This window comes from Pseudomonas sp. MWU347 (genome assembly GCF_017947305.1).
GTDB classification, from domain to species: domain Bacteria; phylum Pseudomonadota; class Gammaproteobacteria; order Pseudomonadales; family Pseudomonadaceae; genus Aquipseudomonas; species Aquipseudomonas putida_A.
This window is the reverse complement of sequence record NZ_JAFGZB010000002.1, coordinates 102,880-115,629: the sequence shown is the minus strand read 5'-3', so window position 1 is coordinate 115,629 and position 12,750 is coordinate 102,880. Positions and strand designations below refer to the sequence as shown.

13 protein-coding genes are annotated in these 12,750 nt (G+C 63.5%); 5 read left to right on the top strand and 8 right to left on the bottom strand.

Going from position 1 to position 12,750, the window contains the following annotated elements; translation table 11 throughout:
* Positions 1-71: 71 nt before the first annotated feature.
* The 8 genes from KCG87_RS04140 to cbiE form a co-directional block, all read right to left on the bottom strand.
* A complete protein-coding gene (locus KCG87_RS04140; RefSeq protein ID WP_210556676.1) occupies positions 72-2,192 on the bottom strand; it encodes a TonB-dependent copper receptor in 2,121 nt (706 codons plus the stop codon).
* 85 nt (positions 2,193-2,277) lie between these two features.
* The gene (locus KCG87_RS04135) at positions 2,278-2,724 is read right to left on the bottom strand and encodes a DUF2946 domain-containing protein (RefSeq protein WP_210556674.1); all 447 of its coding nucleotides are present in this window, start codon (positions 2,722-2,724) and stop codon (positions 2,278-2,280) included.
* 21 nt (positions 2,725-2,745) lie between these two features.
* The gene (locus tag KCG87_RS04130; protein ID WP_098967008.1) at positions 2,746-3,225 is read right to left on the bottom strand and encodes a copper chaperone PCu(A)C; all 480 of its coding nucleotides are present in this window, start codon (positions 3,223-3,225) and stop codon (positions 2,746-2,748) included.
* Positions 3,226-3,273: 48 nt separating this feature from the next.
* Entirely contained in the window at positions 3,274-3,672 is a 399-nt protein-coding gene (locus KCG87_RS04125; protein ID WP_098967010.1) for a DUF2946 domain-containing protein, read from the bottom strand.
* A gap of 98 nt (positions 3,673-3,770) precedes the next feature.
* Positions 3,771-4,070 (bottom strand): addiction module antidote protein, encoded by a 300-nt coding sequence (locus KCG87_RS04120; protein ID WP_210556672.1) that lies wholly within the window; start codon positions 4,068-4,070, stop codon positions 3,771-3,773.
* 255 nt (positions 4,071-4,325) lie between these two features.
* Complete coding sequence (locus KCG87_RS04115) at positions 4,326-5,054, bottom strand: cobalt-precorrin-6A reductase (protein WP_210556669.1); 729 nt, start codon at positions 5,052-5,054, stop codon at positions 4,326-4,328.
* Positions 5,051-6,148: a cobalt-precorrin-5B (C(1))-methyltransferase gene (locus KCG87_RS04110; RefSeq protein ID WP_139053469.1), complete on the bottom strand. Its 1,098-nt coding sequence runs from the start codon at positions 6,146-6,148 to the stop codon at positions 5,051-5,053. Before KCG87_RS04110 ends, KCG87_RS04115 begins: the two co-directional genes overlap by 4 nt.
* Positions 6,141-7,352 carry a precorrin-6y C5,15-methyltransferase (decarboxylating) subunit CbiE gene (cbiE, locus tag KCG87_RS04105; RefSeq protein ID WP_210556667.1) on the bottom strand — a complete coding sequence of 404 codons (1,212 nt, stop codon included), beginning with the start codon at positions 7,350-7,352 and terminating at the stop codon, positions 6,141-6,143. The genes KCG87_RS04110 and cbiE overlap by 8 nt, the downstream gene beginning before the upstream one ends.
* A gap of 232 nt (positions 7,353-7,584) precedes the next feature.
* Between cbiE and KCG87_RS04100 the strand changes: the two genes are divergently transcribed.
* From KCG87_RS04100 to cobJ, 5 genes are all read left to right on the top strand, one after another.
* The gene (locus tag KCG87_RS04100; protein WP_210556665.1) at positions 7,585-8,241 is read left to right on the top strand and encodes a hypothetical protein; all 657 of its coding nucleotides are present in this window, start codon (positions 7,585-7,587) and stop codon (positions 8,239-8,241) included.
* Between the two features lie 119 nt (positions 8,242-8,360).
* Positions 8,361-9,659, top strand: coding sequence for a precorrin-3B synthase (cobG, locus tag KCG87_RS04095; RefSeq protein WP_282597921.1), 1,299 nt, complete (start codon positions 8,361-8,363; stop codon positions 9,657-9,659).
* Entirely contained in the window at positions 9,652-10,278 is a 627-nt protein-coding gene (locus KCG87_RS04090; protein ID WP_003221256.1) for a precorrin-8X methylmutase, read from the top strand. The genes cobG and KCG87_RS04090 overlap by 8 nt, the downstream gene beginning before the upstream one ends.
* Positions 10,278-11,009 carry a precorrin-2 C(20)-methyltransferase gene (locus tag KCG87_RS04085; RefSeq protein WP_210556945.1) on the top strand — a complete coding sequence of 244 codons (732 nt, stop codon included), beginning with the start codon at positions 10,278-10,280 and terminating at the stop codon, positions 11,007-11,009. The genes KCG87_RS04090 and KCG87_RS04085 overlap by 1 nt, the downstream gene beginning before the upstream one ends.
* On the top strand, positions 11,009-12,709 hold the full coding sequence (gene cobJ / locus KCG87_RS04080) for a precorrin-3B C(17)-methyltransferase (protein WP_210556661.1): 1,701 nt from the start codon (positions 11,009-11,011) through the stop codon (positions 12,707-12,709). Before KCG87_RS04085 ends, cobJ begins: the two co-directional genes overlap by 1 nt.
* The last annotated feature ends 41 nt before the right edge of the window (positions 12,710-12,750 follow it).

Here is a 12,750-nt window from a genome sequence, read left to right as displayed (position 1 = left end):
CCACCCATGCTGGATGTACCGCCGTCTTCGCGAGCAAGCCCGCTCCCACAAGGGCAGGGCGTGCCGCTCGGTTAGAAACTCATATCAACCTTGGTCCAGAGCGTGCGCCCCGGCTCGTTGATCGCTTGCGGGTCGTTGGCCGGGTAGCCGAAACCGGCGTTGCCCGCCAGGTTCAAGTGCTCGGCGTAAGCCTTGCCGAACAGGTTGTCGACGCCGGTACTGACCTTCCAGTTTTTGTTGATCCGGTAGGCGCCGTTGAGCGAGAACACGCCAAAGCCGCCGCTCTTGTCGTAGTCCTTGCCGACCACGTTGCCCTTGTTCTGGTCGATGCGGTTTTGTGCCGCGACCACGCGCCACAGTGCTCCGGCGCTCCAGTTGTCTTCGCTGTAGGTCAGGCCGAAGCGCGCATCCAGCGGCGGCATTTGCGGCAGGGCTTTGCCGTCGCTGCTGTTCTTGCCCCAGGCGTAAGCCAGGGTCGCGTCGGCTTTCCAGTTATCGGTGAGTTTGTAGGCGGCACCGAGCTCGCCACCCATGATCCGCGCGTCGATGTTTTCCGCGCGCGATGTGCTCATGCCCATCATCGTTGGCGTGTAGTCGAACAGGATGTAGTCGCGCACCACACCGATGTAGCCCGAGGCCCAGGCTTCGAGTTCGGCGGTCTTGTAGTTCACGCCGAAGTCGAACTGGGTGGTCTTTTCCGGTTTGATCGAGTCGAACGCATTCAGCGAACCGGCCGGGCCGGACTTCGGTGAAAACAGCTCCCAGTAATCCGGGAAGCGCTGCGCGTGACCGAGGCCGGCGTACAGCGTGGCCGGGTTGTCAGCGAGGTCATGCTCGTAACGCACGAAGCCGCTTGGCAGGGTGTCGGCGCGGGTCTCGTCGGCGGTCGGATTTGGCCGGCTCATCATTCCCGAACCAATGCGCTGCCGGTAATCCTTGGCCGAAGCACGGTCGACCCGGGCGCCAGTGATCAGGCGATCACGGTCGGCGGCGTACCAGGTCATTTCGCTGAACACGCCATAGTTATGGAAATCGGCGTCCTTGGTGTACGGCTGATCCTTGTAGGTGTCGATGCCCATGCCGCTGCGCTGGCGGTGCTCGTTGGTCTGCGCATCGAGACCGGTGATCAGCTGGATGTCGGCCCAGCGCCAGGTTGCCTTGATCCGCGCGCCGAGGGTGCGCCGGTCGACGTTGGACGCCATGGGCCCGGCCATCATCCCGGTGCCGGATGGCGTGCGCAGGGTGTAGTTGTCCATCACGTGGTCGGCGTAGTTGTAGTAAACCTGTGCTTCAACTTTCTCCAGCACGTCGGTGATGTTGGATTTTTCGAAGCGCAGGCCGAGGCTTTCGCGAAGGAACTGCGAACCGTCCATGCCGCGCCCGGCGTAGCGCGCTTCGCCATCGCCCTTGCCGGCGGTGAGTTCGATCAGGGTGTCGGCGTCCGGGGTCCAGCCGAGCGCGATGTCACCGTTCCACTTGTCATAGCGCGACGGCACGCTGTCGTTGTTGCCGTCGCGATAGTCGTCGGAGTGCGCGGTATTGCCGATTACCCGTACGTAGCCCAATGGCCCGCCGGCAGCGGCGTCGACAACCTTGTCGAAGCGTCCGTTGGAGCCGGCCAGCACGCTGGCATTCACCCGCGTGCCGAGTTCGCCGAAGCTTTCCGGTTCACGGTCGAACAGCACCGTGCCGGCCGATGCGCCCGGCCCCCAGAGTACGGTTTGCGGGCCTTTGATCACCGTGAGTTTGTCGTAGGTTTCCGGCGAGATGTATGAGGTCGGCGCGTCCATCCGCCCCGGGCAGGCGCCGAGCAGCATGCTGCCGTTGGTGAGAATGTTCAGCCGCGAACCGAACATCCCGCGCAGCACCGGATCACCATTGGTGCCGCCATTGCGCACCAGGGCGAAGCCGGGAATGGTCTTCAGGTAATCGCCGCCGTCACTGGCCGGCACCGGTTGGCGTGGGTCCTTGGGGTTGGTGACGATGGTCAGTGGCGAGCTGGGAGCGATGGCGGTGATCACCGTCGGGCTGAGTTCATCAACGTGACCGGCGTGGTCATCGGCCAGCACCAGCGGCGATAACAGAACGCCGCAAAGGACGGCGGTAGCGTGCGAGAAACGAATGCGCGATTCGCTCAGTGCGAAGGAAGCCCGGGCGGAACCCGAGCGCGGAACAGCAGAAAACCTGGACATGACAATTTCCATCAAACAGTCGTAAACGACACGGCCGGCAGCCTGAAGCTGTCTTCTCAACCGTGTGCAATCAAAGGTGCGGTGTTTACGCGTTGACGGGCGGGGCGCGGGTGCGGGCGCCGGGGAAGAAGGTCTGCCGGGCATGGCCCAGACGCGGGGAGGACGGGGTGAAGGTGTTGACGTGGGCAATGCTGAACGTGGCGAACGTGCCGCCACCGGTCAGCGCCGGGCAATTGAACAGCAGGCTGCAATAACCGCACTTTTCCCATAGGGCGTGGTGCGAGGATTGTGGCGGGCAGTGTTCGGCAGCCGGTTGTGCGCCGTGCGCGGCGTGATCCATGCCCGGCATGTCCATCGCCAAGTCCATGCTCATCGGCATGGAAGTCGAGGCGTGCTGATCCATCGGCATCGACTGAGAAATCAGCGGGCCGATGAAGATCATCAACATGGCGAACAGGGCGATCCAGCTACCGCGGGTCAGAGTCTGGCTCTGGCGATGCAGGCGGAACGCCCCGGCGCGTTGCGGGCGCACGGGCTTGGTCAGCCGGATCGGTTACTGGGCGTGATCGTGTGCCTGGGTATCTTGCGGAGGTTTCTTCTGCACCGCGACTTCGACGGTGACGTTACCGGCCTTCTCGAAATGCAGGGTCAGCGGGAAGCGTTTGCCGTCGCTGAGCAGGCTGCGGTCTTTCGGGTTGAGCAGCATCACGTGATAGGCCATCGGCGCGAACGTCACCTTGCCGCCGGCCGGAATCACCACGTCGGGCACCTGCTGCATTTTCATCAGGTCGCCCTGCATCACATGCTCATGCAGTTGCGCTTCGGCGGTGATCGGCGAATCGACGCTGAGCAGGCGGTCGTCTGTCTTGCCGGGATTGCTGATCACGAAATAAGCGGCGACGGTCGGCGCGTTGGGCGGCAGTTCCTGCGACCACGGGTGAGCGATTTCCAGCTCGCCGGCCTTGTATTCGTGGGCATGGGCGAAGCACGCCGGCAGCAACAGCGCAGCGATGACGAAGAGTTTGTTCAACATGGCAGTTCTCCAGAACGATTTGATACGCAGGTCAATTGCGAGAACAAATCAAACCAGAGGCGAGGCGCGGGGATTAAGGCTCGGCCATTGCTGGCGCGGTGTCGGTGTTTGCAACGAGGGCGGCGCCACGCTGCGATTGCTTTCGTAGCGGGCGAAATACAGCTGCGGCGTATGGCCCGGCAACGCCACCAGCGGCGCTGAACCCGAGCAGCACCAGCAATGCTGCATGTTGGAATGGCTGTCGTTGGACGGGGCTTTCTGCTCCGAGGTACCGATGTTGATCGCCACCATCTTCGTCCCGCTGCCGGTGCAGAAACTGCTCCACAGCAACTGTTCGGCCGGTGAATTGGCCGCCTGCGCCATCGCCCCGGTCATCGGCATGGCGAGCATGTTGAACAGCACTGCGAAGCAGGCGATCCAGGCAAATGCAAGCCGGTGTCGGTTCATGGGACAGATCCGTTGGGTGGGCGATCAGGCGCGGGCTATTTAGCCTGATCAGGGCCGATAAGTAAAAAGGCGTCGTGCGGTTTGGTGTCGCAGATCAATCACACCGCGACGGCGTGCAATCTCAAACCCAAAGCCTTCATGACCTTCATGACCTTCATGATAGTTGCGAATTCGGGGTTACCAGTGCTGCTCAGCGCTTTATAGAGACTTTCACGACCCAGGCCAGCATCACGTGCCACCTGTGTCATGCCCTGGGCTCGGGCTATGTCATTCAGTGCTGCACGGATGAGTACGCCATCGCCTTCATCATCATCAAAGCAAGCGTCCAGATAAGCCGCCATGTCCTCGGGGGTTTTAAGGTACTCGGCGGCGTCGAAACGGGTGAATTTTTCGGCCATCGCAATGTTCACCTATGGGCTCAAAAGCGGTGAGCATAAAACCGGGCATTTAGTGCAGACAGTCAGTGTTTCTTTAAAGGGTTGTACGTAGCGTCCGGTTTAGCTGTAGGGCGTTGGAGAGAGGATTACAGTACCGGCGCCTTCGCGAGCAAGCCCGCTCCCACAGGAGCCCTGGCATACACAAACTATGCGGTCGCCGCCGACCACTGTGGGAGCGGGCTTGCCCGCGAAGGCGCACTCGAGGTCTGCGCCTGGTTAAAGTCGGGTGAAGGCGGCAAGGGCCGCGAGGACTTCAGCCGTCGTCAGAAACTCCCGATCAACCCCCGGCAAGACTGGCCGCTTCAACACATGCACCGGTACCCCCAACTCCCGCGCCACTTCCAGTTTCGGCTCGGTCGCGGTGCTGCCGCTGTTCTTGCTGATCAGCACATCGATCTGCCGGCGTTCGAACAGTGCGCGTTCATCCTCCAGCAGAAACGGCCCACGGGCGCCGATGACTTCGCAGCGTTCGTTACCGGGATAAGCGTCGAGGGCGCGCAGGGTCCAATACTGGTTGGCAGGGATTTCGTCGAGGTGTTGCAGCGGTTCGCGGCCGAGGGTGAACAGCGGGCGGCGGAACGGTTTGAGGGCTTCGATCAGTTCGGCCCAGTCGCTGACTTCTCGCCAGTCGTCGCCCGGTTGCGGCTGCCACGCGGGGCGGCGCAAGGCCCAGCAGGGGATGCCGGCGAGTTGTGCGGCGATGGCGGCGTTGTGGCTGATTTGCGCGGCGTAAGGGTGGGTCGCATCGAACAGCAGGTCGATGCCTTCAGCGCGAATGAATTGTGCCAGACCTTCGGCCCCGCCGTAGCCGCCGACGCGCACCTGGCAGGTCAGGTCGGTCGGCACCCGGCCCACGCCGGCCAGACTGTAAATGTGTTCTGGCCCCAGCGTACGGGCGATGGCCAACGCCTCGGTGACGCCGCCAAGCAACAGAATGCGTTTCATGCAAAACCTCCGGCGTGGCCGACAATGCCGCCCTGGCGATCAATCGCAAACACCTCGACCTGCACCTGCGCCGGCACCACGCTGCGTGCGAAATTAAGCGCGTGGCGGCAGACCTCATCGCCGAGGGCAATGCCTGCCGCGCTGGCCATCGTCAGGGCCTGTTGACTGGTGTTGGCTTCACGAATGCTCTGCTGTAATGCCTGATCGGCACCAATCGCCGCCGCCCATTCAGCCAGTTGCGGCAGGTCGATGCTCGAATGCCTCGAGTGCAGATCCATGTGCCCGGCCGCCAGTTTGCTGATCTTGCCAAAGCCGCCGCACAGGCTGAGTTTATCCACCGGCACTTTGCGCAGATGCTTGAGCACCGCGCCGACAAAGTCGCCCATTTCGATCAGGGCGATTTCCGGCAGGTCGTAGACCCGGCGCATGGTGTCTTCGCTGGCGTTGCCGGTGCACGCGGCGATGTGCAGATAGCCATTGGTTTTGGCGACGTCGATGCCCTGATGGATCGAGGCGATGTACGCCGCGCAGGAAAACGGCCGGACGATGCCGCTGGTGCCGAGGATCGACAAACCACCGAGAATGCCCAGTCGCGGGTTCATGGTTTTCAGCGCCAGCGCCTCGCCGCCCTCGACGTTGACCGTGACCTCGAAACCGCCGGCATAAGCGCTTTCGGTGGCGAGCAGCGTCAGGTGGTCGCTGATCATCTTGCGCGGCACCGGGTTGATCGCCGGTTCACCGACGCCGAGTACCAGCCCCGGCCGGGTCACGGTGCCGACACCTGCGCCCGCGACAAAGCGAATCCCCGGCTCGGCCAGCAGCCGCACGTGCGAATAGAGCAGCGCACCGTGAGTTACGTCCGGGTCGTCGCCGGCGTCCTTGATCGTTCCGGCCTCGGCGCCGCCCTCGGTCAGGCGGCAGAACTCCAGGCGCATCTGCACTTGTTTGCCTTTGGGCAGAACGATCTGCACCGCATCCGCCGACGTACCGCCGAGCAGCAGGCGGGCGGCGGCGAGGCTGGTGGCGGTGGCGCAGCTGCCGGTGGTCAGGCCGCTGCGCAGGGGCGCGGGTTGTTCGGCGGTTTCGTCACGCATCGAGGGGTTTGACCAGATCCAGCAGGGTAATCGGCAACGCCTGACGCCAGGTGTCGAACTCGCCCAGCGGTTGCGCCTGGGCCACGTGAATTCGGGTCAGTTCGCCGCCGTGGCGTTCGCGCCAGTGCATCAGAGTGACTTCACTTTGCAGGGTCACGGCGTTGGCAACCAGTCGACCACCGGGTTTGAGTTGTTCCCAGCAGGTTTCAAACACGCCTTCACGGGTCACGCCGCCCCCTATGAAGATCGCGTCGGGTCGCTCCAGCCCGGCAAGTGCCTGCGGCGCACGGCCACGCACCAGGTGCAGACCGGGTACGCCCAACGCGTCGCGGTTGTGTTCGATCAAGGCCTGTCGGCCTTCGTCCGCCTCGATGGCGATCGCGCGGCAGCTCGGGTGCGCGCGCATCCATTCGATGCCGATCGAGCCGCAACCGCCGCCGACATCCCACAGCAGTTCGCCGGGGATCGGCGCGAGGCGGGCGAGGGTGATGGCGCGGACATCGCGTTTGGTCAGTTGGCCGTCGTGCTGGAATGCCGAATCGGGCAGTCCGGCAAGACGTGACAGGCGCGGTGCCTGCGCATCGGCCAGGCATTCGATGGCGATCACATTCAGATCGGCAATCGCCGGGTCATTCCAGTCATTGGCAGTACTTTCGAGGCGCCGTTCGGCATCGCCGCCCAAATGCTCAAGCACAGTCAGGCGGCTGCCGCCAAAACCGCGCTCGCGCAGCAGCGCCGCGACTGCCGCCGGACTGTGCCGGTCATTGCTCAACAGCAACAGGCGCACCCCGCTGAACAGCTGCGCATTGAGTGCCGCCAGTGGTCGCGCCACCAGCGAGAGGGTGACCACCTCCTGTAGCGGCCAGCCGAGCCGGGCGGCGGCCAGCGAACAGGAAGAGGGCGCGGGCAGGATCAGCATCTCTGCACTCGGCACATGGCGCGCAAGGCTGGCGCCGACGCCATAGAACATCGGATCACCGCTGGCCAGCACGCACACGGCTGCGCTGCGCTGCTCCAGTACCGGCGCGAGGGAAAACGGGCTCGGCCACAGTTCGCGTTCGCCGCGTATGCACACCGGCAGCAAGTCCAGTTGCCGCTGGCCGCCGATGATCCGCGAAGCAGCCAGCAGGGCGCGCCGAGCGTTTTTGCCCAGGCCCTTGAAGCCGTCTTCACCGATTCCCACAACCGTCAGCCAGGGTGTCATGCCGTTCCTTAATCCTGAGTAGATCTTCACGGGCGGCATGATAACGCGACTGCCGGCACCTGACGCGGGTCTGTCGTCGCGGCGTGTCGAGAGCAACGCGGAAACTTAATGTCGAGTAATAGTGATTTTTTCAACTTCCGTTTTTGTTAGTTTGATTCAAGTCAGTTCTTTTTAATAAGTCTGGCGCAATGAAACTATAAAATTAATACGTGCCAAGTTGGCAGGGAGCGATATGGATATCAATTCAGCTACACGTTTAAGTCAGAGTAATGCAGTTGCCGTTAATAATATGTTGTTCACCGGACTGGAGGGGCGGGCAGAGGCCGATAACAGATTTGTGAGGAACTGCATTTATCTCGCCCAGATCGCGGCGGACAGCCGTTGTGACAGCAGCCTGCAGCCTGCAGAGTGGTTCGATTACTTTGCCGGGGGCCTTTGGTCATGTGGCTGGAACCTGGAACAGAAGCCGGTGGTGCTAGTCCAGGAGGCGTTTTCCGGAAGTGTGCAGGAGGCGTGGCGGCGGTTGACAGCCCCCTTACTCGCGCGCGGTCAATTAGAGCAGGTTGAAGCTGGGCTGGCAGCGCTGGAAAGAGATACAGCACTGCTGCAAAAGTTTACCGCTCTGAGTGGCAAAACCTTCACTTCGCATATTGTGCCGGTCAGTAAGAATGCCAGCGGCGAGTTGGTGGTGGTGCTCAGCCATGTCCGCTTTTTCAAGTTGGTATTGAGTACCAACTACCTGTTCTGGCAGGTCCATCAACCGATGTCGCAACTGGACATCCGCGCCAGAAGAATGGTGATCAATCGCCGGGACATCGACAAAAACCGGGACGTTGTAGATCAGGCGATTCGCGAGAGCGTGGCCGACCTTGAGGAGGTCGAACTCTGAAAAGCCGCAGTTTCCGACCGGCAGGCATTTTCATGCGCTCGGGCAAAGCAGGCATAATGGCGACCTTTCGCCCACCACAGCGCTGCCCGTCAGCCGGTCATCCCTTGAACGAACGCTCAATGTCCACCGCTTTGCGCCCCTCGGCTTGTCCGGGGTTGCTGCGTATTGTCCAGGCGCTGGACGGCGGCATTTGCCGGATCAAGCTCAATGGCGGCTCGATCACTGCCAATCAGGCCGACGCGGTGGCTGATGCCGCCGAGCGTTTTGCCAGTGGCGCGATCGAGGCGACCAACCGCGCCAATCTGCAGATTCGCGGCATCGGCGAGCAGTCCGCGGCATTGATCGACGGTTTGCTGGCCGCCGGGTTGGGGCCGCAAACCGCAGCGGGCGACGATGTGCGCAACCTTATGCTCAGCCCGAGTGCCGGGATTGATCGGCAGTTGCTATTCGATACCCGGCCTTTGGCCGAACAGATTCTGGCAACATTGCAGACGCATCCGCGCTTTCACCAGTTGAGTGCCAAGTTCGCCGTGCAGCTGGACGGCGGTGAGGCGTTGGCGATGCTCGAGCATCCGCATGATCTGTGGCTGTCGGCGTTCGAACGTGACGGTGAAGTGTTGTTGGCGTTCGGTCTGGCCGGCTGCCCGACCGATCGTGCGGCCGGTGCCGTGAGCGTGGAAAACGGCCATGCACTGGTGGTCGCGGTGCTGGAGTTGTTCCTTGAGCTGGCTCGGCCGGAGCAGACCCGCATGCGCCATTTGCTCGATGAACTGCCGCTGCTGGCGTTTCTCGAACAATTGCGCGAACGCGTGGCGATCAAAGCTGCTGTTGCTCGACAGCGCACGCCGATGGCGGATGCGCTGCATATCGGTGTTCACGCGCAAAACGCTGACGACCGGGTATATGTCGGTGCGGTGCCGGCGCTCGGCCGTCTCGATCCGGCCATGCTGCGGGGCGTGGCCCGGCTGGCTCGCGAGTTCGGTGATGGCAGCCTGCGTTTCACCCCTTGGCAAAGTCTGCTGCTGCCGAATGTGAAGCCCGCCGACGCGGGGCGAGTCCTGCAACACCTGAGTCAATTGCACTGGTTGACCGACACCCGCGAGCCGCTGTCCCGGCTGATTGCCTGCACCGGCTCCAGCGGCTGCGGCAAAGGCCTGGCCGATACCAAACACGACGCGCGGCTGCTGGCGACGTTGTTGCCACAGGCGCAGCACGTGCACCTGTCCGGTTGCCCGCGCTCTTGTGCGGCGGCCCATTGCGCCCCGGCGACATTGCTGGCGGTCAGCCCCGGTCATTACGACCTTTATTTTCGCGATGCAGCGCTGCCGGGTTTCGGCACGCTGCACGCACGCAACCTTACTATTGAAGCGGCCGCGATCCTGCTCGACGCCCGCTCACGGAGCCCCCTTGATGCTTGATTACATCCGCGACGGTCAGGAGATCTATCGCAACTCCTTCGCGATCATTCGCAGCGAGGCCAATCTGGCGCGCATCCCGGCCGATCTGGAAAAACTCGCGGTGCGGGTGATCCACGCCTGCGGCATGGTCGAGGCGGTCGATGGTCTGCAATTTTCCGAAGGTGCCGGCAAGGCCGGGCGCGATGCGCTGGCGGCCGGTGCGCCGATCCTGTGCGACGCGCGGATGGTCTCCGAGGGCGTGACCCGTGCCCGTCTGCCGGCGAACAACCCAGTGATCTGCACCCTGCGCGACGACAGCGTGCCGGAGCTGGCCCGTGAGCTGGGCAACACCCGCTCGGCGGCCGCGCTGGAACTGTGGCGTCCGCATCTGGAAGGCAGCGTGGTGGTGATCGGCAACGCGCCGACCGCGCTGTTCTATCTGCTGGAAATGCTCGACGCCGGGGCACCGAAACCGGCGCTGATCCTCGGCTTCCCGGTGGGTTTCGTCGGCGCTGCCGAATCGAAAGCGGCGCTGGCGGCTGACAGTCGCGGCGTACCGTTCGTGATCATGCAAGGCCGGCTCGGCGGCAGCGCCATGGCCGCCGCAGCAGTCAATGCCCTCGCCACGGAGATCGAATGATGCAGGCCAAAGGACGTTTGATCGGCCTCGGTGTGGGCCCCGGTGATCCGGAACTGATCACCGTCAAAGCCCTGCGTCTGCTGCGCGAGTCGCCAGTGGTGGCGTACTTTGTCGCCAAGGGCAAGAAGGGCAATGCGTTCGGCATTATCGAAGCACACCTGCAGGACGCGCAGAATCTGTTGCCGCTGGTGTACCCGGTGACCACCGAAGTGCTGCCGGCACCGCTGTCCTACGAGCAAGTGATCAGCGATTTCTATGATGATGCCGCCGAGACTGTGGCCGCACATCTGGACGCCGGGCGCGACGTTGCAGTGATCTGCGAAGGCGATCCGTTCTTCTACGGCTCCTACATGTATCTGCATGACCGGTTGTCCACGCGCTACGAAGCCGAAGTGGTGCCGGGCGTGTGCTCGATGCTCGGCGGCGCGTCGGTACTCGGCGCGCCGCTGGTGTATCGCAACCAGAGCCTGTCGGTGCTCTCCGGCGTGCTGCCGCATGAGGATCTCAAGCGCCGTCTGGCCGACGCCGATGCGGCGGTGATCATGAAACTGGGGCGCAACTTTCCCAAGGTCCGTGCGGTACTCGAAGAACTCGGTCTGGCCGAGCGGGCGCTGTACGTCGAACGCGCGACCATGGCCAATCAGAAGATCGTGCCGCTGGATCAGGTCGAGCCGATGTCCTCGCCGTACTTCTCGCTGATCATCGTCCCGGGCGAACGGTGGCAAGGTTGATGACGCAATCCACACCGGCCATTGTCATCCTCGGACAGGGCGCGCTCGCTACCGCACGGCGGATCCAGCAGTTGTATCCGACGGCGCAGATCCATGGCCTCGCCGGACGCGTCGAAGGCGCCGACTGCAGCTATCAGGAATTCGGCGCGACCCTGCGTGAGTTGTATCAGCAAGACACGCCGATCATCGCCCTGTGCGCGGCGGGCATTGTCATTCGCACCCTGGCGCCGTTGTTGCTGGAAAAAGGTGCTGAACCGGCGGTGCTCGCCGTTGCTGAAGACGGCAGCGCCGTGGTGCCGCTGCTCGGTGGCCTCGGCGGAGTGAATGTCATGGCCCGGGAAATCGCTGCCGCATTGCAGGTCGCCGCGGCGATCACCACCAGTGGCGAATTGCGTTTTGGCACCTGCCTGCTCAACCCACCCAGCGGTTATGCGCTGGCGGATCTGGAGCTGGGCAAGCGTTTCGTTTCCGATCTGCTGGCTGGGCACAGCGTGCGTATCGAAGGCGCCGCGCCGTGGCTGGATCAGGCGCAGTTGCCGCAAGACCCGCAGGCGCAGCGCTCGATTCATGTCGGCAGCGCCGAACGTGTCGCGAGCGCCAACGAGTTGCTGATCTATCCCCGCAGTGTGGCGGTGGCCGTGAGCGCGCAGCTAGACGATCTGCCGCATGCCGTGCGCGCCGCGTTGCAGCAGGCCGAGGTTGCGCAGCAGTCGCTGGCCTGTCTGCTGGCGGCGGACACTGAAATGGCATCGACCAGACTCCGCGAAGCCGCCCTCGAACTGAGGGTGCCGCTGCGCTTTGTCGCGGCGCAGAAAGACCTCGGCGAGTTGGCTCGTCAGGCACTGCCGCAGGCCGCGATCAGCAATACCAACGGTCTGGCGATTGCGCGCGCCGAACAGCCGCTCGACGTCGCGCAGATCGGTCGTCAGCGTGGGCGCCTGGCGGTGATCGGCCTCGGCCCCGGCGCTGCCGAATTGATGGTGCCTGCGGTCAAGGCGGAACTGGCGCGGGCCACCGATGTGCTCGGCTACGAAACCTACGTGCGCATGGCCGGCCCGTTTCGCGATGATCAGGTGCAGCACTGCACCGACAATCGCGAAGAAATGCAGCGCGCCCGCCACGCCTTCCGGCTCGCGGCCGAGGGGCGTTCGGTAATCGTGGTCTCGTCCGGCGACCCCGGCGTGTTCGCCATGGCCGCGGCGGTGCTCGAAGCGTTGCACGAGTCGACCGACCCGAAATGGCACAGCGTCGAGCTGGAAATCCTGCCGGGGGTGTCCGCCTCGCTTGCCACGGCTGCGCAAGCGGGCGCGCCGCTGGGGCATGACTTCTGCGTGATGTCGCTGTCGGACAACCTCAAGCCGTGGTCGATCATTGAAAAACGTCTGGATCTGGCGGCCGAGGCCGATCTGGCGCTGGCCTTCTACAACCCGATTTCCCGGGCACGCCCGTGGCAATTGGGGCGTGCGCTGGAAATCGTCGCGCAGCATCGCAGCGCGGCAACACCGGTGGTGCTGGGGCGCGACATCGGTCGCCCGGGGCAAACCCTGCGCGTGACGACACTGGGGCAACTGACCCCGGATCAGGTGGACATGCGCACCATGGTGCTGGTTGGCTCTTCAACGACTTGCACCTTCCCCAAGGCTGAAGGTGGCGAGTGGGTCTACACGCCGCGCTGGTACGGCGAAAAGCCCCAGTCCTGAGCCGTTGGCGAGGGAGCTTGCTGCCTCGCCAACCGCGATCT

Bases quoted from the DNA above. Each gene is read 5' to 3' on its own strand.
- KCG87_RS04090 (WP_003221256.1), top strand. From the start codon at position 9,652: ATGCTTGATTACATCCGCGACGGTCAGGAGATCTATCGCAACTCCTTC.
- KCG87_RS04110 (WP_139053469.1), bottom strand. From the start codon at position 6,148: ATGCGTGACGAAACCGCCGAACAACCCGCGCCCCTGCGCAGCGGCCTG.
- KCG87_RS04125 (WP_098967010.1), bottom strand. From the start codon at position 3,672: ATGAACCGACACCGGCTTGCATTTGCCTGGATCGCCTGCTTCGCAGTG.
- cobJ (WP_210556661.1), top strand. From the start codon at position 11,009: ATGACGCAATCCACACCGGCCATTGTCATCCTCGGACAGGGCGCGCTC.
- KCG87_RS04130 (WP_098967008.1), bottom strand. From the start codon at position 3,225: ATGTTGAACAAACTCTTCGTCATCGCTGCGCTGTTGCTGCCGGCGTGC.
- KCG87_RS04115 (WP_210556669.1), bottom strand. From the start codon at position 5,054: ATGAAACGCATTCTGTTGCTTGGCGGCGTCACCGAGGCGTTGGCCATC.
- KCG87_RS04100 (WP_210556665.1), top strand. From the start codon at position 7,585: ATGGATATCAATTCAGCTACACGTTTAAGTCAGAGTAATGCAGTTGCC.
- cbiE (WP_210556667.1), bottom strand. From the start codon at position 7,352: ATGACACCCTGGCTGACGGTTGTGGGAATCGGTGAAGACGGCTTCAAG.
- cobG (WP_282597921.1), top strand. From the start codon at position 8,361: ATGTCCACCGCTTTGCGCCCCTCGGCTTGTCCGGGGTTGCTGCGTATT.
- KCG87_RS04085 (WP_210556945.1), top strand. From the start codon at position 10,278: ATGCAGGCCAAAGGACGTTTGATCGGCCTCGGTGTGGGCCCCGGTGAT.
- KCG87_RS04140 (WP_210556676.1), bottom strand. From the start codon at position 2,192: ATGTCCAGGTTTTCTGCTGTTCCGCGCTCGGGTTCCGCCCGGGCTTCC.
- KCG87_RS04120 (WP_210556672.1), bottom strand. From the start codon at position 4,070: ATGGCCGAAAAATTCACCCGTTTCGACGCCGCCGAGTACCTTAAAACC.